At 71.6% G+C, this 23,652-nt stretch carries 25 protein-coding genes; 14 read left to right on the plus strand and 11 right to left on the minus strand.

What is annotated here, in order from left to right; all coding sequences use genetic code 11:
- Window positions 1-129: 129 nt before the first annotated feature.
- Both lysA and ACFXDJ_RS31570 read right to left on the minus strand, forming a co-directional pair.
- Window positions 130-1,470: a diaminopimelate decarboxylase gene (lysA, locus tag ACFXDJ_RS31565; RefSeq protein ID WP_384663652.1), complete on the minus strand. Its 1,341-nt coding sequence runs from the start codon at window positions 1,468-1,470 to the stop codon at window positions 130-132.
- A 13-nt stretch (window positions 1,471-1,483) separates the two neighbouring features.
- Window positions 1,484-1,852, minus strand: a complete 369-nt coding sequence (locus ACFXDJ_RS31570) for an SAV_915 family protein (RefSeq protein ID WP_384663650.1) — start codon at window positions 1,850-1,852, stop codon at window positions 1,484-1,486.
- A 560-nt stretch (window positions 1,853-2,412) separates the two neighbouring features.
- Here ACFXDJ_RS31570 and ACFXDJ_RS31575 point away from each other — a divergent pair.
- Together ACFXDJ_RS31575 and ACFXDJ_RS31580 are read left to right on the plus strand one after the other, a co-directional pair.
- The gene (locus tag ACFXDJ_RS31575) at window positions 2,413-4,317 is read left to right on the plus strand and encodes a putative Ig domain-containing protein (protein WP_384663648.1); all 1,905 of its coding nucleotides are present in this window, start codon (window positions 2,413-2,415) and stop codon (window positions 4,315-4,317) included.
- A gap of 155 nt (window positions 4,318-4,472) precedes the next feature.
- On the plus strand, window positions 4,473-4,925 hold the full coding sequence (locus ACFXDJ_RS31580) for a hypothetical protein (RefSeq protein WP_384661448.1): 453 nt from the start codon (window positions 4,473-4,475) through the stop codon (window positions 4,923-4,925).
- A 76-nt stretch (window positions 4,926-5,001) separates the two neighbouring features.
- Here the strand turns inward: ACFXDJ_RS31580 and ACFXDJ_RS31585 are convergent, their stop codons facing one another.
- A complete protein-coding gene (locus ACFXDJ_RS31585; RefSeq protein WP_384661451.1) occupies window positions 5,002-5,316 on the minus strand; it encodes a hypothetical protein in 315 nt (104 codons plus the stop codon).
- A 227-nt stretch (window positions 5,317-5,543) separates the two neighbouring features.
- Here ACFXDJ_RS31585 and ACFXDJ_RS31590 point away from each other — a divergent pair, with 227 nt between their 5' ends.
- The 3 genes from ACFXDJ_RS31590 (at window position 5,544) to ACFXDJ_RS31600 (ending at window position 7,698) form a co-directional block, all read left to right on the plus strand.
- A complete protein-coding gene (locus tag ACFXDJ_RS31590; protein ID WP_384661454.1) occupies window positions 5,544-6,611 on the plus strand; it encodes a permease in 1,068 nt (355 codons plus the stop codon).
- Window positions 6,608-7,408, plus strand: a complete 801-nt coding sequence (locus ACFXDJ_RS31595) for a TIGR03943 family putative permease subunit (RefSeq protein WP_384851042.1) — start codon at window positions 6,608-6,610, stop codon at window positions 7,406-7,408. The genes ACFXDJ_RS31590 and ACFXDJ_RS31595 overlap by 4 nt, the downstream gene beginning before the upstream one ends.
- A 137-nt stretch (window positions 7,409-7,545) precedes the next feature.
- A complete protein-coding gene (locus tag ACFXDJ_RS31600; protein ID WP_384661460.1) occupies window positions 7,546-7,698 on the plus strand; it encodes a DUF397 domain-containing protein in 153 nt (50 codons plus the stop codon).
- Window positions 7,699-7,810: 112 nt separating this feature from the next.
- On the opposite strand, the gene ACFXDJ_RS31605 is transcribed toward ACFXDJ_RS31600, so the two are convergent.
- The 3 genes from ACFXDJ_RS31605 to ACFXDJ_RS31615 all read right to left on the minus strand — a co-directional run bounded on the left by ACFXDJ_RS31605 (window position 7,811) and on the right by ACFXDJ_RS31615 (window position 10,260).
- A complete protein-coding gene (locus ACFXDJ_RS31605; protein ID WP_384661463.1) occupies window positions 7,811-8,182 on the minus strand; it encodes a hypothetical protein in 372 nt (123 codons plus the stop codon).
- Window positions 8,183-8,274: 92 nt separating this feature from the next.
- Entirely contained in the window at window positions 8,275-8,709 is a 435-nt protein-coding gene (locus ACFXDJ_RS31610) for a hypothetical protein (protein ID WP_384661466.1), read from the minus strand.
- Window positions 8,710-9,579: 870 nt separating this feature from the next.
- Entirely contained in the window at window positions 9,580-10,260 is a 681-nt protein-coding gene (locus ACFXDJ_RS31615; protein ID WP_384661467.1) for a hypothetical protein, read from the minus strand.
- Between the two features lie 220 nt (window positions 10,261-10,480).
- Between ACFXDJ_RS31615 and ACFXDJ_RS31620 the strand changes: the two genes are divergently transcribed.
- Window positions 10,481-10,645: an integrase gene (locus tag ACFXDJ_RS31620; RefSeq protein WP_384661469.1), complete on the plus strand. Its 165-nt coding sequence runs from the start codon at window positions 10,481-10,483 to the stop codon at window positions 10,643-10,645.
- Between the two features lie 173 nt (window positions 10,646-10,818).
- On the opposite strand, the gene ACFXDJ_RS31625 is transcribed toward ACFXDJ_RS31620, so the two are convergent.
- The gene (locus ACFXDJ_RS31625; protein WP_384661472.1) at window positions 10,819-12,342 is read right to left on the minus strand and encodes an aldehyde dehydrogenase family protein; all 1,524 of its coding nucleotides are present in this window, start codon (window positions 12,340-12,342) and stop codon (window positions 10,819-10,821) included.
- A gap of 55 nt (window positions 12,343-12,397) precedes the next feature.
- Window positions 12,398-13,744, minus strand: a complete 1,347-nt coding sequence (locus tag ACFXDJ_RS31630; protein ID WP_384661473.1) for a GAF domain-containing protein — start codon at window positions 13,742-13,744, stop codon at window positions 12,398-12,400.
- 656 nt (window positions 13,745-14,400) lie between these two features.
- On the opposite strand from ACFXDJ_RS31630, the gene ACFXDJ_RS31635 reads away from it, so the two are divergent.
- Together ACFXDJ_RS31635 and ACFXDJ_RS31640 are read left to right on the plus strand one after the other, a co-directional pair.
- Window positions 14,401-14,583, plus strand: coding sequence for a hypothetical protein (locus ACFXDJ_RS31635; protein ID WP_384663576.1), 183 nt, complete (start codon window positions 14,401-14,403; stop codon window positions 14,581-14,583).
- Between the two features lie 20 nt (window positions 14,584-14,603).
- A complete protein-coding gene (locus tag ACFXDJ_RS31640) occupies window positions 14,604-15,158 on the plus strand; it encodes an MOSC domain-containing protein (protein ID WP_384663566.1) in 555 nt (184 codons plus the stop codon).
- A gap of 78 nt (window positions 15,159-15,236) precedes the next feature.
- Here the strand turns inward: ACFXDJ_RS31640 and ACFXDJ_RS31645 are convergent, their stop codons facing one another.
- Window positions 15,237-16,025, minus strand: coding sequence for a hypothetical protein (locus ACFXDJ_RS31645; protein ID WP_384663568.1), 789 nt, complete (start codon window positions 16,023-16,025; stop codon window positions 15,237-15,239).
- A gap of 134 nt (window positions 16,026-16,159) precedes the next feature.
- On the opposite strand from ACFXDJ_RS31645, the gene ACFXDJ_RS31650 reads away from it, so the two are divergent.
- Entirely contained in the window at window positions 16,160-17,074 is a 915-nt protein-coding gene (locus ACFXDJ_RS31650) for an oxygenase MpaB family protein (RefSeq protein ID WP_384663570.1), read from the plus strand.
- On the opposite strand, the gene ACFXDJ_RS31655 is transcribed toward ACFXDJ_RS31650, so the two are convergent.
- The gene (locus ACFXDJ_RS31655; protein WP_384851044.1) at window positions 17,059-17,715 is read right to left on the minus strand and encodes a class I SAM-dependent methyltransferase; all 657 of its coding nucleotides are present in this window, start codon (window positions 17,713-17,715) and stop codon (window positions 17,059-17,061) included. The genes ACFXDJ_RS31650 and ACFXDJ_RS31655 overlap by 16 nt on opposite strands.
- Window positions 17,716-17,896: 181 nt before the next feature.
- Here ACFXDJ_RS31655 and ACFXDJ_RS31660 point away from each other — a divergent pair, with 181 nt between their 5' ends.
- The 5 genes from ACFXDJ_RS31660 to ACFXDJ_RS31680 all read left to right on the plus strand — a co-directional run bounded on the left by ACFXDJ_RS31660 (window position 17,897) and on the right by ACFXDJ_RS31680 (window position 23,103).
- Entirely contained in the window at window positions 17,897-18,694 is a 798-nt protein-coding gene (locus tag ACFXDJ_RS31660; RefSeq protein ID WP_384663574.1) for an MHYT domain-containing protein, read from the plus strand.
- A gap of 122 nt (window positions 18,695-18,816) precedes the next feature.
- Window positions 18,817-21,609 carry a nitrate- and nitrite sensing domain-containing protein gene (locus ACFXDJ_RS31665; RefSeq protein ID WP_384851046.1) on the plus strand — a complete coding sequence of 931 codons (2,793 nt, stop codon included), beginning with the start codon at window positions 18,817-18,819 and terminating at the stop codon, window positions 21,607-21,609.
- Window positions 21,609-22,052: a roadblock/LC7 domain-containing protein gene (locus ACFXDJ_RS31670; RefSeq protein WP_384664068.1), complete on the plus strand. Its 444-nt coding sequence runs from the start codon at window positions 21,609-21,611 to the stop codon at window positions 22,050-22,052. Before ACFXDJ_RS31665 ends, ACFXDJ_RS31670 begins: the two co-directional genes overlap by 1 nt.
- Before the next feature lie 17 nt (window positions 22,053-22,069).
- Window positions 22,070-22,450, plus strand: a complete 381-nt coding sequence (locus ACFXDJ_RS31675; protein ID WP_371614670.1) for a DUF742 domain-containing protein — start codon at window positions 22,070-22,072, stop codon at window positions 22,448-22,450.
- Window positions 22,450-23,103, plus strand: a complete 654-nt coding sequence (locus ACFXDJ_RS31680; protein WP_384664066.1) for an ATP/GTP-binding protein — start codon at window positions 22,450-22,452, stop codon at window positions 23,101-23,103. Before ACFXDJ_RS31675 ends, ACFXDJ_RS31680 begins: the two co-directional genes overlap by 1 nt.
- A gap of 26 nt (window positions 23,104-23,129) precedes the next feature.
- On the opposite strand, the gene ACFXDJ_RS31685 is transcribed toward ACFXDJ_RS31680, so the two are convergent.
- A complete protein-coding gene (locus ACFXDJ_RS31685) occupies window positions 23,130-23,558 on the minus strand; it encodes a PPOX class F420-dependent oxidoreductase (protein WP_384851048.1) in 429 nt (142 codons plus the stop codon).
- Window positions 23,559-23,652: the final 94 nt, after the last annotated feature.

Genomic DNA, 23,652 nt, shown 5'->3' on the forward strand with positions numbered 1-23,652 from the left:
CCCGGGTGAGAGTCGCCCTCCGCCCCCCCCCCCCCCCCGCGTTGGGGCGAAGGTCCGGCGGGAGCCCCGGCAGTGCGGCGAGGTGCGGTGCCGGGCGGCGCGGGCCAGGCAAGATCCGGAAGAGGCGGCCTAACCGCCGATGTCCCGGCTGCGGAAGTCCTCCAGCGTCTCGCGCCGTACGAGCAGCCGGGCCGTGCCCTCGTGGACCGCGACGACCGCGGGGCGGCCGACGAGGTTGTAGCCGGAGGCCATGGACAGCTGGTAGGCGCCCGCCACGGGTACGGCGAGCAGGTCGCCGGGGTGGATGTCACCCGGCAGTTCCACACCGTCCGCGAGGATGTCCCCGGCCTCGCAGTGCCGGCCGACGACGGTCGTCGTACGGGGGCAGGCCGTGGAGCGGCGGCCGATGAGGCGGGGCGCGTAGCGCACCCCGTACAGCGCGGGCCTGGGGTTGTCGCTCATCCCGCCGTCGACGGCGACGAACACCTTACCGCCGGTGTGCTTGACGGCGAGGACCCGGTACACAGCGACTCCGGCCGGTCCCACGACCGCCCGGCCGGGCTCGATGAGGAGCCGGGGGACAGCCAGCCGGGCGGCGGCGCAACCTTCGACGAGCTCCGAGCGCAGCCGGCGGGCCAGGGCGATGAGGTCGAGGGCGGGCTCGCCCGGCCGGTAGGCGATGCCGTGGCCGCCGCCCATGTCCAGCTCGGGCAGGACGACGCCGTGCGCGTCGCGGATCCGGGCCATCAGCCCGACCATCCGGCGCAAGGCCACGACGTACGGCTTCACCTCGCTGACCTGCGAGCCGATGTGGCAGTGCAGGCCGGTCAGTTCGAGCTGAGGCTGGGCCAGGATCCGTGCGATGGCGTGCTGCGCGCCCCCGTCGGCGAGGGACAGGCCGAACTTCTGGTCGTCGGTACCGGTGCGGATCTTGTCGTGGCCGCCCGCAGAGACTCCCGGCACCACCCGCACCATGACCTTCTGGCGCCCCTCGGGGCCGACGGCGGCCGCGATCCGGGCGATCTCGGACGGACCGTCGATGACGATCCGTCCGACCCCGAGCCGCAGCGCGGCCTCGATGTCCCGGGGCGACTTGGCGTTGCCGTGCAGCACGATCCGCTCGGGCGCGAAGCCCGCGGTCACGGCGAGCTCCAACTCCCCGGCGGAGCACACGTCGAGGCCGAGGCCCTCCTCGTGTACCCAGCGCACCATGGCACGGGAGAGGAACGCCTTGGCGGCGTAGAGCACGTCGGCTTCGGGGAAGGCGGCCCGGAAGGTGCGGCAGCGTCCGCGCACCTCGCCCTCGTCCAGGACGTAGACCGGGGTCTCGAATCGCTCCGCGATCTCTGCCAGGGGTACCCCGCCGACGGACAGGCCGCCGTGCGGGAGGCGGCCGGTGGACGCGGGCCAGATGGACAGGTCGTCGGCGTCGGCGTCGGCCGGAGTCTCCGGGAGGACGGTGATGCTCATGGCGTGATCCCCTTCAGACGGTCCGGGCGGCGGTTTCGGGTGCCTGCGGGGCAGGAGCCGTGACCGGACCGGTGGCCGTTGCCGCCTTGACCGCCGGAGCGGTGAAGGTCGGGTCGACGGTCATGAGCGACGCTCCGAGCGGTTCGGCCATCGCGCGGAGCGCGGTCTCCGAGAGCCGGATCCACGGCTGCTCCACGCCGAGGGTGGCGGCCAGCCGCTCCGCGGTGGTGAAGCCGACGGCGGTACGTGCACCCAGCGGGGTGCGGAACAGGCGCACCACCACCTGCGCGGTTCCCGGCCGGGCCGGCACGTACAGGGGCGGGGTCCCGGCCGGGACCCGTTCTTCGGGCTCGGGGTCGTCTTCGTACTGGAACAAACACATGGGGCCCTCCCAGAGGAACCACGAGTGGCAGGTGGGGCCCCGGACGCGGGGAGGCGGTCCGGGGCACGACACCGAAGCTATCCCCGCGTCCTGGCACGCGTGGTCACCCCATGACAGGACCTTGACGGCGACCGGCCAAGTCCATACGGATCACTGACGGTCGGCATGGGGGGCCGTCAGAAGCCCAGCGGCCGACCGTGGTCAGGGCAGGGCCGAGTGAGGGGCCGTCAGGGAATCCTGGCCAAACAGTCAAAGGCTGTATCTCCGCGCTATTCGTTGTGCCGCTACGCGCGTGGATTTCGCCCTGGTCCGTACCTGTCGCCTGCGGAAACGTCCTTTTAACTTCTCATTAACTCCATCTGTTGACCGGTGTTCATCAACTCTGCTTTGCTTCGGCTCGGCCGCCAACGGGCCTTCCCCACCTGGTATTTCGTCATGCCGCAGCTGCTTGGCAGCATTCCCGGCATCGTGCGAAATGACCGGCGGCCCCGTCCACGCAAGCGACTACCCGACGCCCACGAGGCGCGCGGGTGGTCGGCATGAGAGAGGCACCCCCAACCATGGGTATACCCCCCACCATCCGCCGGGCGCGGTTCACCGCCCTCAGCGGGCTCGCCACACTGGCGATCGCCGCCGCCGGTCTGGTCGGCGTCGCGGCGCCGGCCCAGGCCCACACCGACCCGACCGGGTCGGGATCGGGATCCGGCATCTCGAACGAGTTCAACCCGTACGCCCCGCAGTACCAGCACGCGTACCGGCACGGCGCGATCCCGGGCGTGCAGCAGTACGAGGCCATGAAGCGCTGGCGGATCGCGCACCAGACGCAGGCGGCGGCCACCGGCCAGCAGACGCTCTCGTACGGCGGCGGCGTCGACGGCATCGGTGTCCAGAGCGGCCACTCCAAGGTCTACCTGGTCTTCTACGGCAGCCAGTGGGGCACCCAGAGCACCGACAGCAACGGGAACGCGAAGTTCTCGGGCGACTCGGCCGGCGCCGCGGGCGCCACGCAGCAGATGTTCAAGGGCATCGGCACCGGCGGCGAGACCTGGTCCGCGGACCTGACCCAGTGGTGCGACGGCCCGAACGTGGCCACCGGCGCGACCAGCTGCCCCTCGAACGCCAACTTCATCCCGTACCAGTCGGGCGGCGTGCTCGCCGGCGTCTGGTACGACAACTCGGCCGCCTCTCCGGCCGGTGCGACGGGACATCAGCTCGGCGTGGAGGCCGTCAACGCGGCTGCCCACTTCGGCAACACCACGGCCGCGTCGAACCGCGACGCCTACTACGTGATCCTGTCGCCCCACGGCACCAACCCGGATGACTACAAGAACCCGACCACCGGTTACTGCGCCTGGCACGACTGGAACGGCGACACCACGCTGACCGGCGGGGCGGCGGCCTCGCCCTACGGCGACATCGCCTTCTCCAACCAGCCGTACAACATCGACCAGGGCGCGAGCTGCGGCGTCGGCTTCATCAACTCCCCCGGCACCCTCGACGGCTACACCATGACGCTCGGCCACGAGTGGCAGGAGATGATGTCGGACCAGAACCCGGCGGGTGGCTGGACCAACCACGTGGCCGGCAGCTCGTACAACGGCCAGGAGAACTCCGACGAGTGCGCCTGGCTGAGGCCCGGCACCACCGGCGGCGCCGCCAACATCACGCTGGGCACTTCCGGCACCTTCGCCGAGCAGGCCAGCTGGTCCAACGACACCAACTCCTGCGCGATCACCCACGCGATCCTCACCCACGGCAACACCGTCACGGTGACCGCTCCGGGCAACCAGACCGGCACCGTCGGCACCGCGGCCAGCCTGCAGATCAACGGCTCGGACTCGGCCGCCGGTCAGACCCTGACCTACTCGGCCACCGGCCTGCCGGCCGGCCTGTCGATCAGCTCCACCGGCCTGATCTCCGGCACCCCGACCACCGCGGGCACCTCCTCGGTCACGGTCACCGCGACCGACACCACCGGCGCCTCGGGCAGCACCACCTTCACCTGGACCGAGAACGGTGTCGTCACCGGCGGCGGCGTCGCCAACGGCGGCTTCGAGACCGGCGACCTGAGCAGCTGGACCGCCACCGGCTCGGCCTCCGCCGTCGCCGCCGCCGCGCACACCGGCAGCTACGGTGCGCAGCTCGGCTCGACCAGCCCGAGCACGACCTCCTCGGTCAGCCAGACCTTCACCGCGCCCACCGGCTCGACCAAGGTCTCCTTCGCCTACAACGTGACCTGCCCGGACACCGTCACCTACGACTGGGCGACCGCCACGCTGAAGGACAACACCACCGGCACCACCACCACGGTCCTGGCCAAGACCTGCACCACGGGCCGCGGCTGGCAGAACGCGTCCGGCGCCCTGACCGCCGGCCACAGCTACACCCTCACCCTGACCAGCCAGGACGACAACTACGCGGGTGACGCGACCTACACCTACTACGACGACGTGACCGTCTCCTGACGCAGCACGCCTGACCAGCGCCGGGGCGGGCCTACGGGCCGCCCCGGCGCCGTCGTTCCCGGGCCGGGCGGATCCGCCCGGGGCCCGCGTACGTCAGATCCGCACCGGTCGCACCGGTCGCGACGTACGCGCAGCAGCACAAGGAGACACCCATCATGTCCATGAAGAGAACCGCCGTCCTCGCACTCGCCCTCCTCGGGCTGGCCGGCTGCGCCTCGACCGATCCGACCACCGTGACCGCGACCGCCGGCTCGCCCGCCGCGACCGGCTCGCCCGCCGGCCCGGCCGTGGTCGTCCTGGACGAGCAGGCGAACCACACCACGGTGAAGGTCGGCCCCGGCACCACGATCCGGATCGACCTGCACAGCACCTACTGGTCGGGCGCCAGCAGCTCCGCCCCCCAGACGGTCCGGCCGGCCGGCGCCCCCTCGTCCGGCCCCTCCCCCTCCTGCCGCCCGGGCGGCGGTTGCGGAACCGTCAGCACCACCTTCACCACCGGCGCGCCCGGCACCGCCGAGCTGACCTCCGGGCGCACCAGCTGCGGCGAGGCCAAACCCTGTGCGCCCGACCAGCAGACGTACACCGTCACCGTCCAGGTCACCGGATAGAGAGCGGGGCAGGAGCAGATCCATCACGCGGCGCTCGCTGGCTCTGGCCGGGAGGGGCCAGGGCCGGTGCACATCTTTAGCAGCGTACGCGCGCAATATCGTCGCGGATCCATACGGCGGCGCGCCGGAAGACCGGCATGCGAATTCCGTCCGGTGCCTCAAGTTCCAGGCCGAGGTCGGAGATCGGGCCCGCGAATTCAAGGAACCCGATGCCTTCAGGGTCTGGTTCGCGCCGGTCCTGCCACTGGGCGAAGGCCGCATAAAGCTCTCGGACCGCCGGCCAGCCAGGTCCGGGGACGAATCGGCAGATGAACCAGGGCATGTCGACCGTGTACTGATGCAGATCGCCGACAAGGTGGGGGCCGTGCATCAAGCGCCACGTCGGTTCCAAAGGGGACTCCAGGTTGGGTGCGGCGGACGACCGGGGGTCAGCCTGACAGCCCGCGCCGGCCGTGTCACGGCCCTCGTCGGGCCCTCCGGAAACGACCGGGAGACGGCCCTCCTGTCCTGATCGAGCCGCTGGGCGAGAGCTGAATATGATTGTCGTCGGCTATTGTGTCCCCGCTCGCGCGGGGCCACCTCCGGTCGGGCTGGGCGCGGTCCGCCGCGCCTCGACGGATGAAGAGCGAGGGACGCAGCGTGGTTGAGGGCTCGGGGAGTGCGGCGATTGCGCCACCACGTCCTTTCGACCCGCATGGCGGCGAGGACGACGCGGGCCGACGGCGCCGGGCGACGACCGGCACGGTCCGCTCGGCCCTCGTCGGAGCCGTGGTGGTCGCGGTGCTCGCCGGACCGTGGCTGGAGCGGCTGTTCGGGCTTGCGGCGTTCGAGACGTGGCGCACGGTGCTGATGGCCATCGTCGTGCAGGGAGTACCGTTCCTGCTTCTCGGCACCGTCGTCTCGGCGGCCATCGGCGCGTTCGTCCCCGCCCGGATCTTCTCCAAGATCCTGCCCCGCAACCCCGTCCTCGCCGTTCCGGTGGCCGGTGTGGCCGGAGTGGTGCTGCCGGGGTGCGAGTGCGCCTCGGTGCCGGTCGCGGGCAGTCTGATGCGCCGGGGCGTGGCTCCCGCGGCGGCCCTGACGTTCCTGCTCGCCGCGCCCGCCGTCAACCCGGTGGTGTTGGTCGCGACGGCGATCGCGTTCCCCGGCAAGCCCGAGATGGTGGTCGCGCGGCTCGTTGCCTCGCTCGTCACCTCGGTCGTCATGGGCTGGCTGTGGATCCGGTGGGGGCGCGAGGAGTGGCTGCGGCTGCCGACGGGGCATGCGGATCACGCACCCGGCGCGGGCCGGATGGAGGCCTTTCGGCGCGGGCTGGAGCACGACTTCCTGCAGGCGGGCGGGTTCCTGGTGGTCGGCGCCATGGCCGCGGCGACCTTCAACGTCCTCGTACCGCCGTCCGTCCTGCAAGCGTTCTCCGGTTCTCCATGGCTGGGCGTCCTGGTGGCGGCGGCGCTCGCGGTCCTCCTGTCGGTGTGCTCGGAGGCGGACGCGTTCGTCGCGTCCTCGTTCACCGGCTTCTCGCCCACCGCCCGCCTCGCCTTCATGGTGGTGGGCCCGATGGTCGACATGAAGCTGATCGCCCTCCAGTCGGGGGCGTTCGGGCGGGCGTTCGCGGTGCGGTTCTGCACCGGCACGTTCGTCGTGGCGATCCTGTGCTGCGTACTCGTCGGAGGCGTACTCCTGTGACTGGACGACCCCCCTCCCGCGTGGCACAGCCGGGCCTGCTGAGCGGACTCGGTCCGCCCGTCCTGCTGGCGCTGACCGGCACGGGCCTGCTGCACACCACCGTGCGCAGCGACGTGTACCTCCGGTACGTGAAGGAAGGGCTGCGGCCGTACCTCGTCGCGTCAGGATTCCTGTTGGTCGCCCTGGGCCTCGCGGGGCTGGCAGTCGAGCTGGTGCGCCGGGTGCGGCAGCCGCTGGACGAGCACGCTGAAGGGCACGACGAGCACACAGAAGGGCACGACGACCACGGGCACGGGGGAGCCACGCGCATCGCCTGGCTCCTCGCCGTGCCCGCCCTCACCCTGATGTTCGTCGCCCCGCCGGCGCTGGGCTCGTACACGGCCTCGCGGGACGGGGCCGCGGCCGGCGTCGAGCAGGCCGCCTACGAGGACCTGGCGGACGCGCCGACCACACCCATGGCCATGGAGGAGTTCATCGGGCGCTCCGTGCACGCGCCGAAGACCCTGCGCGACCGCACGGTCCGGCTGCTCGGATTCGTCTCCGCCGGCAAGAGCCCGGACACCTGGTACCTCAACCGCCTCAAGCTCAGCTGCTGCGCGGCGGACGTGCGGACCCTGCGCGTGGAGATGCGCGGCGTGAAGGCGCCCGACAAGGACACCTGGGTCGAGGTCACGGGCGTCTGGCGGGGCGACGAAGTCGCTGCCGAGAACCCCGTCCCGACCATGGAGGTCGGTGGCCTGAAGCCCATAGGCCAACCGCGCAACCCCTACCACGACGCGCCGCCCACGGACGGCTGACGGCTGAGTCCTCGATCGGGCCGTCTCCTTCTTCGGCCGTCGCCTCGACGAGCACGAGGCGCAGTCCGTTGAGCAGCCCGCCTCATACCGGAAGCCCGTACCGGCATCGGGCAGGCCTGGATGTAGGTCATCAACCGTTGGACAGCGGTAGCGAGGGTGACAACCGCGTCGAGGTCGCAGCCTGCGCCGACGCCGTCCACAACCGGGACTCGAAGGTAAACGCTGGCATCGAACTGGCGGTGACGCTCGGCTCCTGGGCCGCATTCGTAGGCGGGGTCACGCAGGCCTGAACTGCGCGGAGCAGCGACAACAGGGCCTCCTGGCATTGCTCGGGTTGGTGTGTACCCCCGGGCTGCCAAGAGGCCCTGGCGTCATGCCTGGACCATCAAAACGTACGGTTCCTCAGTCGCGTGGGAGGCAAGAGCCGTCAGGGTTGTGCCCTTCGACCGTGGCGCCGGCCTCCCCCGGATAGATGGTGGCATTGATACAGACTCGGCCTTCGCTCAGCCCGATTCTGGCGGGACGTCCGCCACTTGCAACCTTGATGTCGACCTGCGCCGACGAAGTCAAGGTGAGAGCGGTTCTCGTGCGGCCTCGGAGCTGGTCCTCGGTCAGTTTTGGCTCGTCCTGAAGGTCCTTGGCCAGAGCTTCCATGGCCGCTCTACGGGGTTCGGCGCTCTGCTCTTCGGCGGGGGTGAGGGTCTCCCGCTTAGGCGCGGGGTCGGAGGTGGCGAACTGCGGACCGACGTGCTGGAAGAACTGCCAGAGGAACACGGCGGCGAGTGAGAGAAGGACGAGCGCACACCCGAAGAGCAGGTATCGCCCGGTCCTTCGGGTATTGCTATGACCCTCAGGGGGATTGGCCATCAGATCGCGCCGTATCCGATGTCGCGCAGCTGCTGTTCCATGACCTTCGCGTAGCCCGAGGTTCCGGAGCTGTTCGGGTGGAAGGACTCCCGGCTCAGGCATGCGCCGCCCGCGACGTCCCACAGGCAGAAGGTCGGCTTGGTCTCCACGGCGTCGGGGAAGTCCTTGTTGTGGAAGTCTCCGTTCCCGTTGGGCCCCGCAACGATGGCCTTGACCCACTCGTCGTTGTCGCAGGTGCCGTGACCGGAGAAGGTCGGGATGGGGTCGGCGTAGGAGACGTTCACGTGGTCGACGTCATGGAGGGCCTTGACGGCCGAGTCCTGCTTCCCGTTGACGTACTTGGCGAGGTCGCCGAGCGCCTTCTGCTCGTTCAGGTTGAAGAGGCCCGCAGTCGCGCAGGCCCTGGTCCGGCTCATGAGTTCGGGGTGTCCCATGACCGCTATGGTCGCCTTTCCGGCCCGGGCTCTGATACTGCCCCGAGGCTGTCGATTCCGCCACTGGCCGCGCCTGGCTCGCCCTGCAGAACACCGTCCACGCGCGCGAACACCTCGTAGGCCGGCCCGGCATCGCCGACGAGACGTACGGCCTGCACGGACGCCTGTCCGGCCTCGCTACAACCCTCAGCCGGAAACATCCCGGCCTCGCCACCACCACCTTCGCCGAGCGCGCCGCCGCCGTCCTCGGATAGGTTCCCGGAAATCGGCCGCTCCAGCGGTCTGACGGGGTTGAATGCCCGAGCAGGCCAGGTCTGGGCTGGCACGATCGTCCTCCCCCGTCCCGACTTCGATTACTGACCTTGAAGTCGTAGTCGTCTTGTCGTAGGGGGTCGAACCTCTACGGTTGTGTGATGGGGAGCGGGTTGCCTGTCGCTCGGTCGACGACCTTACGGGCATCCAGCGGTTTCTTGAGCGTGAAGCTCACCGGGGCCAGCCTGATGTTCGCTGTACAGGCTTCCCCCTTCTTTTCCTCTGTCGTGAGCGTCAGGGTCAGGGAGACCGTGGTGTCGGTCTCGGTACCTGAGAGCTTGCCCCTTTGGCATCCCCCCACTGGGATGACCGTCGTGAGGGTCCGGCCGTCCGAGCTGATGGTGGTCGCTCTCGTGATGGGCTGGGAGGTTGAGGAGGGCCCCGACTCTGGGATGCCGGCTTGGTCGGCTTGCCCGCAGCCGCCGAGCGTGAAAGCGCCGAGCAGGGCCGTCAGGGTTGCCCGCGCGCGAAGTGAGCGTGGATTCATGCCGGTGTGACGCATCAGGCTTGCCCCCGGTTCCTGCGGGGACAGCAGCGAGTGAGGGCGGATGGCCTCCTTTAGGATCGCCACCCGCCCTCACTGCCGAGTTGCGTTGTCGGGTTCAGCTTCAGTCCGAACTGGTTGAAGATGTCCGTGGCCTCGGTCCAGTAGACGTAGTTGCCGGCATAGGTCTGGTACGGGCTGGAGAGGGCTGAGACGACCCCTCGGGCCTGGCGCGTGGAACCGGTCTTGGTGAAGACCATGGTGCCGCTATCGCCGTGGGCGACGGTCCATTGGGCGTTCGGAAGCCGGGTGCCCTGAACCCCCCTCGCGGTCCAGCCGTTGTCCATGGAGTAGGTGATGTCATCGTTGATGACCCGGATGCCGCAGACGGTGCCTTGCTGCATGAAGAAGGACGCTGCACCGTTCTGGCACACATCAGGGTCACCGTTGTGCGAGTAGGCGTAGCTCACCGGTGCGTAGCCGGTGGACTCGCTTACGTCGGCGTTGTTGTCGGCGCCGATGAGCATTTCGGCGTCCCAGTTGGTGGCGATGCCGGAGACGGTACCGACGTAGTTTCCGGTCTGGATGTTCAGGCCGTCGTAGAAGTGGCCGAACGAGGGTGTCGGGCCCGCTCCGGTGTAGATGCGCTCTCCGTCGTTGAAGCAGTGCCCGGCGGTCACCATGACACGGACGTTGTCGCTCTTGCGGACTGCGGGCAGGCCGGCCGAGCAGTAGGAGCTCCCGTTCGTGATCACGTCGCCGGCGCTGAGGGAACACATCGACCGTTTCGGTGTGACGTTGGATGGCCGTCTCTTCCGTAACGCGGCTGGCAACTACGTTGATGCGTCCGCCTGCGGCACCACGTGGGCGCGGGCATGTGCGAAGGCCCTCGCAGGCCATGAGTAGTCGTCGCTCCTCGCCAAGAGGCCCTACGACCTTCGCCACGCAGGCATCTCGTTCTGGCTGCACTCCGGCGTGGATCCGGCCGAATGCGCCCGCCGGGCCGGCCAGAGCATCCAGGTCCTGTTCCAGTACTACGCCACGTTTCTGGACTGCCTGCAGGAGCATTCCAACCGCCTCATCGAGGAGTCGATGCAGGAGTGGAGCCGTCGGAGCGCGGACGCCGCTACTACGGACTGATCCAGAATCTGGCCCGTGTATGGCCCGGAACAGCTGGTCAGAGGTGGGAGACGGGTGGGAGGAACTGGGAGAAGCGGTACATTTTCCAGCGCTGCCGCGAACGGAGCACTCCAGTGAATAAAGAAGGCGCCTGCTGGGCAAAAGCCCAGGTCAGGCGCCTTCTTGCGTGTGGGCTAGAAGAAGCCCAGCTTCTTCGGTGAGTAGGACACCAGAAGATTCTTCGTCTGCTGGTAGTGCTCCAGCATCATCTTGTGGGTCTCCCGGCCGATGCCGGACTGCTTGTAGCCGCCGAAGGCCGCGTGGGCGGGGTAGGCGTGGTAGCAGTTCGTCCAGACGCGGCCCGCCTGGATGGCGCGGCCCGCCCGGTAGGCCGTGTTGATGTCGCGGGTCCACACGCCCGCGCCCAGGCCGTACGACGTGTCGTTCGCGATGCGCACGGCGTCGTCGAAGTCCTGGAACGAGGTCACCGAGACGACCGGGCCGAAGATCTCCTCCTGGAAGATCCGCATGCGGTTGTCGCCCTCGAAGATGGTCGGCTGGACGTAGAAGCCCCCCGCCAGTTCGCCGCCGTGCTCGATGCGCTGACCGCCCGTCAGGATCTTCGCGCCCTCCTGCTGGCCGATCTCCACGTACGACAGGACCTTCCTCAGCTGCTCCTCCGAGGCCTGTGCGCCGATCATCGTGTCCGTGTCCAACGGGTGGCCCGGCACGATCAGTTCCGTACGGGCCACGGCCGCGTCGAGGAAGTCGCCGTAGCGGCCGCGCTCGATGAGCGCGCGCGACGGGCTGGTGCACACCTCGCCCTGGTTGAGGGCGAACATGGTGAAGCCCTCCAGGGCCTTGTCGCGCAGGTCGTCGTCCGTGGTCCAGATGTCGTCGAAGAAGAGGTTGGGGCTCTTGCCGCCCAGCTCCAGCGTGACCGGCTTGAGGTGCTCCGCCGCGTACTGCATGATCAGCCGCCCGGTGGAAGTCTCCCCGGTGAAGGCCACCTTCGCCACGCGCGGGCTGGAGGCCAGCGGCTTGCCGGCCTCCTCGCCGAAACCGTTGACGATGTTCACCACGCCCGGCGGCAGCAGGTCGGCGACCAGGCTCATCCAGTAGTGCACGGACACCGGGGTCTGCTCGGCCGGCTTCAGCACCACCGTGTTCCCGGCGGCGAGCGCCGGGGCCAGCTTCCAGACCGCCATCAGGATCGGGAAGTTCCACGGGATGATCTGCGCGATCACGCCCAGCGGTTCGTGGAAGTGGTAGGCCACCGTGTCCTCGTCGAGCTGGCTCAGCGCGCCCTCCTGGGCGCGCAGCGCCCCCGCGAAGTAGCGGAACTGGTCGATGGCCAGCGGCATGTCGGCGGCCAGGGTCTCGCGGACGGGCTTGCCGTTCTCCCAGGTCTCCGCGACCGCGAGGGCCTCCAGGTTCTGTTCCATCCGGTCCGCAATGCGCAGCAGCAGCGTGGAGCGTTCGGCGATCGAGGTACGTCCCCACGCGGGCGCGGCGGCGTGCGCCGCGTCCAGCGCGCGCTCCACGTCCTCGGCCGTGCCGCGCGCGACCTCGGTGAAGGTCTCGCCGGTCACGGGGGAGGGGTTGGGGAAGTAGCGGCCGAGGGCCGGCTCTACGTACTCACCGCCGATGAAGTGGCCGTAGCGGGACGCGTACGACATGAGCGCCCCTTCGGTACCGGGCGCAGCGTAACGGGCCATGGTGGTCCTCCCCTTGCCGGGCGCCGGCCTCCGTCGGACGGCGCTCGCGGTGAGGCTAGGGGCGGACAGGTTGCGGGTACGTTGCACGGCCGCGCGGTAACCCCCTGTGGGAAGACGCGAGTTCCGGGCCGAGCTCCGGGCCGAGCTCCGGCCCGAGTTCCGCGTCCAGGGCCCGTACGCGGGCCAGCGCGGCCGTCCGGCCGGCAGTCGGCAGCGCCGCCGCCAGGGCCCGCCACACCTCCGGGTCGTCCGCTCCCCACGGACTGCACACCCAGTCGGTCAGCAGCCCCGCGTCGGCCCGTGCGATCACGGCGGCCCGCGCCTGGTCCTCGATGCGGCGCCTCAGCCGGACGATGCCCGGCGCGGTGGACACGGGGAGCAGCGGGCCCGGGTAGCGGGCCAGCGCCGCCGAGACCGCCCCCGAGGCCAGGTGGCGGGTGACGGCGGTGAAATCGGCCTCCAGCGGCGCGGCCGTGCGGTAGGGGCGGGAGAGCGGGGCCCGGGGACCCAGCAGACCACGCAGCCGCGACATCTCGGCACGCAGGGTCACCGGGGACACCGACTCGTCCTCGTACAGGGCGATCGCGAGCTCGTCCCCCGACAGACCCTCGGGATGGTGCGCGAGCAGGGCCATGATCTCGCTGTGCCGCCGCCCGAGCCGGACCTCGCGGCCGCCGCCGACCAGCAGCGCCTCGTCCCGGCCGAGCGCGGTGAGGGAGTCCCCGGCGGCCCTCGGGAGCGGAGGATCCAGCAGCGCGAGTTGGGCCTCCGCCGCGCGCGCGACCGCCCGTACGAAGGCGAGGGAATGCGGGTGGGCCAGCCAGTCGCCGCCGGTCACGTCCACGGCGCCGAGCAGCCGGCCCGTGCGGGGGTCGCGGACCGGAGCCGCCGCGCACGTCCACGGATGCACCCGGCGGCTGAAGTGCTCGGCGCCGAAGACCTGGACCGGTTCCCCGACCGCCACCGCCGTGCCGGGCGCGTTCGTACCCATCTCCGTCTCCGACCATCGGGCCCCCGGCACGAAGCCGAGGCCCTCGGCCCGCCGCATCGTGGCGGACGCGCCCTCCACCCAGAGCAGGCCGCCCCCCGCGTCGCACACCGCCAGCAGGTGCTCCCCGTGCGCGGCGAAGGCTCCCACGAGGTCCCGGAACAGCGGCAGCACCCGGGCCAGCGGATGCTGCTCCCGGTACGCCAGCAGTTCCGACCCGGCCAGCTCCACCCGGGGCGTGCACTCCGGGCTGACCCTGGCGCGGGCGCAGCGGCGCCAGGACCGCGCGATGACCGCCCGGACCGGAGCCTCGACCCGCCCGTCCCGGGTGAACGCGGCGTGGGCCCGTCGAAGTTCCCGCGCCCGCCGGACGGGATCGGCCCCGCCGGGCAGAGCCACCGAAGGATCGTCCATGTCGCCCTCCCGTGCCGCCGCGGTGCCCTGGTGCCCGGAGCGTCCCCATCGTCGTCCCGCCCCGCCGCCCCGACAAGCGGTACGTCGGCCAGTACGCCGACCACTCCCCGCCGTCCGCGTGCCTACGAGGGCCGTTGGCCGCCGCCCGACCCAGCGCCCGCAGCAGCCTCAGCCGGCTGTTGCGGAGCTTCCGCTTCCGTTGCGCCGTGCCCCTCGGGTTCGTCCGGCGGGTCAGCCTTCGCGCCCTTGCGGCAGCAACAGCAGCGCGGGTCGAGACCTCTGGTCCCATTCCGCTTCGGTGAACTCCTTGGATTGGCACGCCACTCCGGTGCGCCGTCCCGTCCGTCCCGGTTCCGTACTGCGGTACTTAAATGTTCCGACCCGGCTTCGATCTCGGCGACGCCGTCCGGCGCCTTCGGGAGCTGGCCGAGACGGCGGTGAGGGCGTCGGCCTGACGCCGCGGCGTCAGGAGCCGTGACAACGAGTGACCCGGGAGCCGTGCACGGACATCGATCCGTGCGCGGCTCCCGGCGCTTTCCGCCGCCCGGGTCCCTTGGCCGGGTCCTGGCGGCGACGGGGGGTACGCGTTCGGGAACGCGGGAGCGGGGGTGCGCGTTGAGTGGGGTAGTGGCCGACGGAGAAAGAGGTGTCCGCAGATGTCCACGAGCGGAAAGGTCGCGGTTGCCGGAGTCGCGGCAGCCATCGTGCTGTTCTGGGTGGTCGGGTTCTGGGCGGGACTGCTGGTCCTGATCGGTGTGCCGACGGCCGCCTACCTCCTGCTGGACTCCTCCCAGCGTCGTAGGCTGCGGGGTATATCCAGGAAGCAGATCGGCCGCTGAAGGCGGCATAAGGGGGGTCCATGAGCACGGGGCGGGCGGCACAGGTCGCGGCGGTCAGCAGCAACGGTGTCTATTCGTTCACCAAGCCCACGCGCGAGAGCATCACGCTCCTCGAAGGGCTCGGGGTCGAAGGCGACGTCCACGCGGGGATCACGGTCAAGCACCGTTCCCGCGTGGCCCAGGACCCGACGCAGCCGAATCTCCGACAGGTGCACCTGATCCACCGGGAGCTGTTCGAGGAGGTGGCCGAAGCGGGGTACGAGGTCGCTCCGGGCCAGCTCGGGGAGAACGTCACCACGGAGGGCATAGACCTCCTCGGCCTGCCGACCGGGACGCTGCTGCGCCTGGGCCCGGACGCGGTGGTCGAGGTGACAGGCCTGCGCAATCCGTGCCTGCAGATCGACGCCTTCCAGCACGGGCTGCTCAAGCAGGTGGTGAGCCGGGACGACGAGGGCAATCTGCTCCGCAAGGCCGGAATCATGGGCGTGGTCCACCGGGGCGGCACCATCCGCCCCGGCGACACCATCGAGATCACGCTCCCGCCGACCCCGCACGTCCCGCTCGATCGCGTCTGAGCAGAGCTAAGCCGAGCCGGGCCGAGCCGGGCATGGTCGTACCGACGCCTGCCCGGCCTGGCCCCGGCCTGGGGCCGCTCAGACCGGCCGTACCGCGACGCGGTCCAGCGCCGCCAGCAGCTCCGACAGCTCCGGGAGTTCCGCGCCCCCCTGGTGGGGCACCGACAGGACCTCGCCCGGCTCCTCGTCCAGCAGGACGAAGGCCGCCCCGCCGGTGCGGGCCACCAGCGACCACCCGGGCCCGTCCACCCGCAGCGTCCGGGTCTCCTCGTCCGCGAAGGAAGACCGGACCCGGCCCGGCGGAGGCGGGCTCTGCGTGTACCCCAGCGCCTCCTTCAGCGCCCGCGCCAGCCCCGGGTGCGAGGCCGCGGCCGCCCCGCCGTCCGAGGCCACGCGCTCGCTCCACTCCGCCCACTGCCGGGCGATCTGGTCGGCGCCCATCCGCCGCTGCGCCGCCCCCCAGGCCTCGGCCGACGGCGGTGTGAGCGGCACCCGCCCCGTGCCGTCCGCGCCCTGCTGCGGATCGTGCGGTTCCGGTATTCCCGCGGCGGCCACCGACAGTTCCAGCGGCCAGCCGGCCAGGGAGACCACGATGGAGCGTTCGTCGGGGGACAGGTCGTACTCCATCCCGCAGTCCCACGAGGCGATGGCCATGGCCACGAGTGAGACGTCGTCCACCACGACCGTCCACCGCGCGCCCTCCTCGTCCTGCCCGAGCACCAGCCCGTATCCGGCCGCCGCCGAGGGCACACCCAGCAACGAGCACGCCTCGGGGAAGTCGTCACCCAGGATGCTCGGGAACTGCGCGGGGGTCAGCAGTACGGCGGTCAGCACGTACAGCGAACCGCCCTCGTCCTCGTCGGACACGTGGCCTCCCGGTAGCTCTCTTGTCGGCGCACCCTAACCAGCGGGTAACCGCCGCGTCGAGAGCTCGCGGGAGGCGATTTCCAAGCCCGCCACCTGCACGTAGAGTTGGCCACCCGCCACAGAAAGGGAACCCGGTGCAGCGTTACGACCGGCTGAGGGAGATCCTCCGGCTCGATCCGGACAAGGACTTCCTGGCCATCTACCGGCTCACCGCCACCTACGAGTTCCCCTGGGACTTCACCCGCGCCCTGGAACTCGCCCTCTTCCGCACCTACGCCGTCCCGAGCATCGGCGGGCTCCTCGCGGACACCGCCGAGTTCACCGAGCGCTCCCAGAAGCGCTACGACGACACCGCGCTGCTCCTCGACGCCGTCGTCGAGCACGGCTTCGAGTCCGACACCGCGCGCACCGCGATCCGGCGCGTCAACCAGATGCACCGCAGCTTCGACATCACCAACGAGGACATGCGCTACGTCCTGTGCACGTTCGTGGTGATCCCCGCCCGCTGGCTCGACGCCTACGGCTGGCGCCCGCTGACCCACCACGAGCGGCGCGCCTGCGCGAACTACTACGCCACCCTCGGCCGCCACCTCGGCATCACGGACGTCCCGGGCTCCTACGAGGAGTTCGAAACGACTCTGAACGCCTACGAGGACGCCCACTTCGGCTGGGACGAGGGCGGCCGGAAGGTCGCCGACGCCACCATCGAGCTGATGGCCTCCTGGTATCCGGCGCGCCTCGCGCCCGCCGTCCGCCGGGGCAGTCTCGCCCTCCTCGACGAGCCGCTGCTCAGCGCCTTCCGCTACGAGACTCCGCACCCCGGTGTCCGCCGGCTGGTCCGGGGCGCGCTGCGGCTGCGCGGGCGCGCGGTGCGGTTGCTGCCCCCGCGCGAAGCACCGCATTACGCCCGCCAGAATCCGGAGATCAAGAGTTACCCCGGGGGCTATGACGTGGGCGAGCTCGGCACGTTCCCCGTGCCCGGATCGGGCGGGTGCCCCGTACCGCATCCACGCCGCCCGGCCGGAGCGGAGGCTCAGCCTCCGGCCTGACCCGGACCTGCCTCCGCGGACCCCGTGCGGACCGCCAGCGCGAGGAAGCGGGTGTCCTCGTCGGCGTACGAGGTCAGCCGCCAGCCCGAACCGGCCAGCAGCGGGCCGAGGTTCTGCTCGGCCCGCAGGTCGTCCGGGGTCAGCTCGCGGCCGTGGCGCGCCGCGAGCGCGGCTCGCCCGATCGGGTGGAACAGTGCGAGCCGTCCGCCGGGGCGGACCACGCGGGCGAGTTCGCGCAGGTTGGCCGCGGGCTCCGGCAGGTGGGCGATGAGGCCGGCGGCGAACACGGCGTCCAGCACCTCGTCGCGCAGCGGCAGCCGTGCCACGTCCGCGAGCAGCAGCGTGCCTTCGGCGTCCCGGCCGGCTTCCCGCGCGGCGCTCAGCATCTGCGGGGTGACGTCGGCGCCGAGCACGGTTCCCGAGGGGCCGACGGCCGCGCGCAGCGCGGTCATCGCCCGCCCGGTGCCGCAGCCCGCGTCGAGCACCCGGTCCCCGGGCCGCAGCCCGAACTCGGCCACGGCGGTCGTGAAGGCGGGCCCGTCCTCGGGGAACTTGCGGTCCCAGCCGGCCGCGCGTGCGCCGAAGAACTCCTGGACGTGGTGCTGGTCCTGTGCGCGCTCCTGCGTGCGGTCTTCGCTCATGTGCCCATGATCCCCCACCTGATGCCCCCACCCGGGCGTTGGCACATGCCTGCGGAACGTGTGCAAGGTGGCACGTGGTGTGATCGAAGATGAACGTAGCTCTGTCATATTCCAGCAGTTCCAGTGGCTTTCGAAATGCGCCCCTTGTTCGCGCCCTCACCCGGACTAGCGTCCCGTGGCCATGGGACACCTGGACCACGCCGCCTATGGCTGGCTTACCCCCGCGCTGTCATACGTGATGGCTTCGATCGGCGCTGCCCTCGGGCTGCGCTGCACCGTCCGCGCGCTCGACGCGACGACCGGAGCCTCCCGCCGCAACTGGCTCCTCACGGCGGCCTCCGCCATCGGGACCGGCATCTGGACGATGCACTTCGTCGCGATGCTCGGCTTCCACGTCACCGGAACCGAGATCCACTACAACGTGCCGCTGACCATCCTCAGCCTCCTCGTCGCCATGGTCGTCGTCGGAGCCGGAGTCTTCGCCGTCGGCTACGGCAAGGACCGGGGCCGGTCCCTCGTCCTCGGCGGCCTCACCACCGGCCTCGGCGTCGCGAGCATGCACTACCTCGGCATGGCGGCCCTGCGCCTGCACGGCACGGTCTCCTACGCGCCGCTGACGGTCGGACTCTCCGTCGCCATCGCCGTCGTCGCCGCCACCGCGGCCCTGTGGGCCGCGCTCAACATCAAGTCCCCGGCGGCCGTCGCCGTCGCCTCGCTCGTCATGGGCGCCGCCGTCAGCAGCATGCACTACACCGGCATGTTCGCCGTCGCCGTCAACGTCGTCCCCTCGGACGAGGCGCTGCCGGGGGCCACCGCCATGCAGTTCATCTTCCCGCTCGCCGTCGGCCTCGGCTCCTACCTCTTCATCACCTCCGCGTTCGTCGCGCTGTCCCCGACCGCCGACGAGCGGATGGCCTCCGCCGCGGCTTCCGCCGACCGGCGCCTCGGCGAGCGGGGCGCGCCCGCTTCGGCCCTTTGAGTCGACGGTCATACCGGGCACGCCCGTCACACCGGTCATGCCAGTCGCACCGGCCGCCGCCTCGCCGCAGCCATCGCCCCGCCACCGTCACGTACGCCCGCACCGCCCGGAACGAGGAGCCCATGCGCAGACCCCGCAGATCACCGGAAGCAGCGGCGCCGCGGCCACCCGCGCCTGCGGCCGACCGCGGTAAGGGGACGGGCCGCCGGGCTCACGCCGGACCGCCCGCCGAGGAGCCGGCGGACCTCGGGGGCGGCGCCCCGTTCCCGGTCATGCCCGGCGGCGGCGGTGGAGGTGGCGGTGGCGGTACGGGCAAGGGCAGCGGCAGTGGCGGCGCGGGCGCCGGCGGTCCGCGACTGCGGCTGCGCCCCGCCACCGTCCGCGCGAAGATCGTCTCGCTGCTGATGGTGCCGGTGGTCTCGCTGCTCGCCCTCTGGGGCTTCGCCACCGTGGACGCGGCCCAGGACATCGGCCGCCTCAGCCGCGCCCAGCAGGTCGACCGGGAGCTCAGGGCGCCGGTCGCGGCGGCCGTCACCGAGTTGCAGGCCGAACGCCGCGCCGCCGTCCGCCTGCTGGCCGACCCCACCGCCGGTCAGGCCGCGGCGGCCCAGACCCCCGGCCAGCCGGGCGCCCTGGACCAGCAGGCGAGCCGCACCGACGCCGCCGTACGGGCACTGCGGCTCGGCGACCGCAATACCGTGGCCGACTCCGGCGAGTACCGGAGCGACATCGTGGTCCGGCTGCGCGCCTTCGTCGCCGCCGCCGACGCGCTCGGCCCCGTGCGCAAGGAGATCGCCGCGCGCCGTGCGACCCCGGACGCCGCCTACGAGACGTACACCGGCTTGATCGACTCGGCTCTGGAGGTCGGCGGAGCCCTCTCCGGCGGCGGCCGGGACGCGGAACTCGGTTCCGACGCCCGGGTCCTGCTGGAGTTCGCGCGAGCGGGGGAGCAGCTGTCGCGGGAGGACGCGCTGCTGACCGTGCCGGGGCCGCGCGGCGGCGAAACGCTTCGACGGCTTACCGGCGCGGTCGAGACCCGCCGGGCCCTGACGGACGCCGCCGCCCGGGACCTGCCCGCGGCCCAGCAGGGCGCCTGGCAGTCCGTGGCCAAGAGCGCCGTCTACGCCGATCTCACCGGCGCCGAGGACCAGGCGCTGGCCGGTCCGGCGGGCAGCCCGGCCAAGGACGGCTCCGCCAAGGACAGCTCCGCCAAGGACACCCGCGCCGGGGCCGCGCCCGGGGCCGCGCCCGTACCCGCCGGCTGGGAGGCCGCGTACACCTCCGTCTCCGCCTCCATGCGGGAGATCGAGAACGCCGCCCACGCGGCCTCCGCGGACCGCGGCGACCCGGTCGGCGCGGGCGTGATCGCCCCCGCCGGAGTCGCCGTGGTGCTGGGCCTGGCCGCCGTGGCCGCCTCGCTCGTCATCTCGGTCCGCATCGGCCGGGCCCTCGTCGTCGAGCTGGTCTCACTGCGCAACACCGCCCTGGAGATCGCCCACCGCAAACTCCCGCAGGCCATGGACCGGTTGCGGGCCGGCCAGGACATCGACGTGGCCGCCGAAACCCCGCCGGGCCCGGCCGCCGAGGACGAGATCGCCCAGGTCGGCGAGGCGCTGGCCACCGTCCACCGGGCCGCGCTCAGCGCCGCCGTCGAACGCGCCGAACTGGCCAGCGGCGTGAGCGGGGTTTTCGTCAACCTCGCCCGGCGCAGCCAGGTCCTGGTGCACAAGCAGCTCACCCTGCTCGACTCGATGGAACGGCGCGCCGACGACCCGAACGAGCTCGGCGACCTCTTCCGCCTGGACCACCTCACCACCCGGATGCGACGGCACGCGGAAAGTCTGATCATCCTGTCGGGTGCGGCCCCGGGGCGTGCCTGGAGGATGCCGATCCCGCTGACCAACGTCGTACGGGCCGCGGTCTCCGAGATCGAGGACTACCCGCGCGTCGAGGTCCGCCAGCTCGCCGAGGCGGCCGTCATCGGCGGGGCCGTGGCCGACCTCACCCACCTGCTCGCCGAACTCATCGAGAACGCGACCCAGTTCTCCCCGCCCCACACCAAGGTCCGGGTCAGCGGCGAGCCGGTCGGCGCCGGTTACGTCCTGGAGGTCGAGGACCGGGGGCTCGGCATGGGCCGCGAGGCCCTCCAGGAGGCCAACCGGCGCATCGAGCAGTCCGAGGCGCTCGACCTCTTCGACAGCGACCGGCTCGGGCTCTTCGTGGTCAGCCGCCTCTCGGCCCGCCACGGTGTGAAGGTGCACCTGCGCACGTCGCCGTACGGGGGCACCACAGCCGTGGTGCTGCTCCCGAACTCCCTGCTCCAGGGGGCCCTCACGGCCGCCGCCCCGCCCCCCGCCGACCGGCCGCGGGACCGCTTTCCCGAGCCGGAACCGGCCCGGGCCGCAGCCCCGGCCTCGCCCTTGACCCCGGAGCCGGCCCCCGGGCGGGCCCCGGAGCCGTCCCAGGCGGTGAGCGTCGTACGGGACGACGTGCGCGGGATCCCGGTCCCGGACCGGAGCCCCCTGAGGGAGGAGCCGCGTCCCGCCCCGGTGGCCCCGCTGCGCACGCTCGGCTCCGGTGGCGGGGTTCCCCGTACGCCCGCCCCGGTGACCGCGGCGGCCTCGCCCGCCCCGGCCGTCCCCCCGGGCCCGGCCGGGGCCACGGTGACCGAACTGCCGCGCCGGGTCCGCCAGGCCAGCCTCGTCCCGCAGCTGCGCGAGGCCCCCGCCGCCAAGGCTCCGGCCGGAGCGCGCGGCGCCGAGGACCCTCCCGGGCGCAGCCCGGAGCAGGCGCGCGACCGGATGGCGGCGTACCGGGACGGCTGGGTGCGCGGCACGCGGGCGAGTACCGGGGCGGGCATCCACGAGAACTCCCCTCACGCAGGCAGCGAAGGCGAAGGCGAAGGAGCACGGTGATGATCGAACATCAGAGAATCGACCTCGAAGGCATCCGCAGGTCAGGCGAACTGGACTGGCTGCTGGACGAGCTCGTGGTCCGGGTCCGCGAGGTCCGGCACGCGGTGGTCCTGTCCAACGACGGCCTGGCGGTGGGCGCCTCCAGCGCGCTCAGCCGGGAGGACGCCGAACACCTGGCGGCCGTGGCCTCCGGCTTCCACAGCCTGGCCAAGGGCGCGGGCCGGCACTTCCACGCCGGGGGCGTGCGCCAGACGATGGTGGAGATGGACGAGGGTTTCCTCTTCGTCGCGGCCGCCGGCGACGGCTCCTGCCTGGCCGTGCTCAGCGGGGCGGGCGCCGACATGGGGCTGATCGCCTACGAGATGGCCCGGCTGGTGAAGCGGGTCGGCGAGCACCTGTACACCCCGCCGCGGTTCTCGGCGCGCCCGCCGGCCGCCGGTTGAAGACGGCGGTCCGGAGCATGAACGGCCAGTGGTACGACGCCGACGCGGGCCCGCTCGTCCGTCCGTACGCCATGACCGGCGGGCGTACGAAGCCGGGACCGCACGGGGTCCGGTTCGACCTGATCGCCCTGGTCGTCGTGGACCCGGCGGGGACGGACGAGGCGGCCGAGTCGCTGCTGGAGCCCGAACACCGGGCGCTGCTCGGCCTGTGCCGGGACGAGACCCAGTCGGTGGCGGAGCTCGCGGCGGACGCGGACCTCCCCGTGGGCGTGGTGCGGGTGCTGCTCGGGGACCTGCTGGAGGCCGGACACGTCAAGGTCAGCCGGCCGGTGCCGCCGGCACAGCTGCCGGACGAGCGGATTCTGCGTGAAGTCATCGAGGGATTGCGAGCGCTGTGATGGGACTGCACGACAACGGGACCGGGACCGCGGGCGACCCGGGCGCCGGAACCGAGGACGGCGAGCTGGCCGCGCTCGCGCTGAAGATACTCGTGGCGGGCGGCTTCGGCGTGGGCAAGACCACCCTGGTCGGTTCGGTCAGCGAGATCCGGCCGCTGCGGACGGAGGAACTGCTCAGCGAGGCGGGGGAACTGGTCGACGACACGGGCGGGGTCGACCAGAAGACGACCACGACCGTGGCCATGGACTTCGGGCGGATCACCATCCGGTCGGGGCTCTCGCTGTACCTGTTCGGGACGCCGGGACAGGACCGGTTCTGGTTCCTGTGGGACGAGCTGTCGCAGGGCGCGCTGGGAGCGGTGGTGCTCGCCGACACGCGGAGGCTGGAGGACTGCTTCCCGGCGGTGGACTACTTCGAGCACCGGCGGATCCCGTTCGTGGTCGCCGTCAACTGCTTCACGAACGCGCGGCGGTACGCCTCGAACGAGGTGGCGCGGGCGCTGGATCTGGATCGGGGGACACCGGTGGTGCTGTGCGACGCGCGGGACAGGGATTCGGGGAAGGAAGTGCTCATCCGGCTGGTGGAGTACGCGGGGCGGGTGCACACGGCCCGGCTACTGGACTCGGTGGAGCCGCAGGCCGATTCGGTGTGAAGCGGACCGGCCTGCGGACGCGTGTGTCAGTCGGTCACCCCGCGCACGGTGATGACCTTCTCGATGCCGACGCGGACGAGGAGTTCACCGGGAACGGCGTTGCGGCGGCCGAAGGCCTCGCCCTGGTCCTCTCCCATGTACCGGGCGCCGATCCGGGACGCCCAGGGGAGCATTTCGTCCAGGTCCTCGCTGATTTCGGCGCGGCCCTGGAGGACGACGTAGGAGTACGGAGGCCGGTCGTCGTCCACACAGAGCGCGACCCGGCCGTCGCGGGCCAGATTGCGCCCCTTGACGGTGTCCTTTCCGGTGTTGAACACGAAGGAATCTCCGTCGAGAACGAACCAGATGGGAGCGATGTGGGGGCTTCCGTCCGCGCGGACGGTGGACAGTTTTCCGGTGCGGGTGGAATGGGAGACGAACGCCCGCCATTCCTCTTGAGTCATCTTCTTCACCATGGGTCCATCCTCCTTGCCGGAAAGCAGCTGGTGGGGAAGGCTGGCGGCACGAGTACGCGGGGGGGGCGGGGGGGGGGGGGCCGGGCGGGGGGGG

Source organism: Streptomyces sp. NPDC059443 (assembly GCF_042750105.1).
GTDB lineage: Bacteria > Actinomycetota > Actinomycetes > Streptomycetales > Streptomycetaceae > Streptomyces.

Excerpts from the sequence above, each read along its gene's own strand:
- lysA (WP_384663652.1), bottom strand. The coding sequence starts at position 1,470 with ATGAGCATCACCGTCCTCCCGGAGACTCCGGCCGACGCCGACGCCGAC.
- ACFXDJ_RS31570 (WP_384663650.1), bottom strand. The coding sequence starts at position 1,852 with ATGTGTTTGTTCCAGTACGAAGACGACCCCGAGCCCGAAGAACGGGTC.
- ACFXDJ_RS31575 (WP_384663648.1), top strand. The coding sequence starts at position 2,413 with ATGGGTATACCCCCCACCATCCGCCGGGCGCGGTTCACCGCCCTCAGC.
- ACFXDJ_RS31580 (WP_384661448.1), top strand. The coding sequence starts at position 4,473 with ATGTCCATGAAGAGAACCGCCGTCCTCGCACTCGCCCTCCTCGGGCTG.
- ACFXDJ_RS31590 (WP_384661454.1), top strand. The coding sequence starts at position 5,544 with ATGAAGAGCGAGGGACGCAGCGTGGTTGAGGGCTCGGGGAGTGCGGCG.
- ACFXDJ_RS31610 (WP_384661466.1), bottom strand. The coding sequence starts at position 8,709 with ATGGGACACCCCGAACTCATGAGCCGGACCAGGGCCTGCGCGACTGCG.
- ACFXDJ_RS31625 (WP_384661472.1), bottom strand. The coding sequence starts at position 12,342 with ATGGCCCGTTACGCTGCGCCCGGTACCGAAGGGGCGCTCATGTCGTAC.
- ACFXDJ_RS31630 (WP_384661473.1), bottom strand. The coding sequence starts at position 13,744 with ATGGACGATCCTTCGGTGGCTCTGCCCGGCGGGGCCGATCCCGTCCGG.
- ACFXDJ_RS31635 (WP_384663576.1), top strand. The coding sequence starts at position 14,401 with ATGTCCACGAGCGGAAAGGTCGCGGTTGCCGGAGTCGCGGCAGCCATC.
- ACFXDJ_RS31640 (WP_384663566.1), top strand. The coding sequence starts at position 14,604 with ATGAGCACGGGGCGGGCGGCACAGGTCGCGGCGGTCAGCAGCAACGGT.
- ACFXDJ_RS31655 (WP_384851044.1), bottom strand. The coding sequence starts at position 17,715 with ATGAGCGAAGACCGCACGCAGGAGCGCGCACAGGACCAGCACCACGTC.
- ACFXDJ_RS31660 (WP_384663574.1), top strand. The coding sequence starts at position 17,897 with ATGGGACACCTGGACCACGCCGCCTATGGCTGGCTTACCCCCGCGCTG.
- ACFXDJ_RS31665 (WP_384851046.1), top strand. The coding sequence starts at position 18,817 with ATGCGCAGACCCCGCAGATCACCGGAAGCAGCGGCGCCGCGGCCACCC.
- ACFXDJ_RS31670 (WP_384664068.1), top strand. The coding sequence starts at position 21,609 with ATGATCGAACATCAGAGAATCGACCTCGAAGGCATCCGCAGGTCAGGC.
- ACFXDJ_RS31675 (WP_371614670.1), top strand. The coding sequence starts at position 22,070 with ATGAACGGCCAGTGGTACGACGCCGACGCGGGCCCGCTCGTCCGTCCG.
- ACFXDJ_RS31680 (WP_384664066.1), top strand. The coding sequence starts at position 22,450 with ATGGGACTGCACGACAACGGGACCGGGACCGCGGGCGACCCGGGCGCC.
- ACFXDJ_RS31685 (WP_384851048.1), bottom strand. The coding sequence starts at position 23,558 with ATGGTGAAGAAGATGACTCAAGAGGAATGGCGGGCGTTCGTCTCCCAT.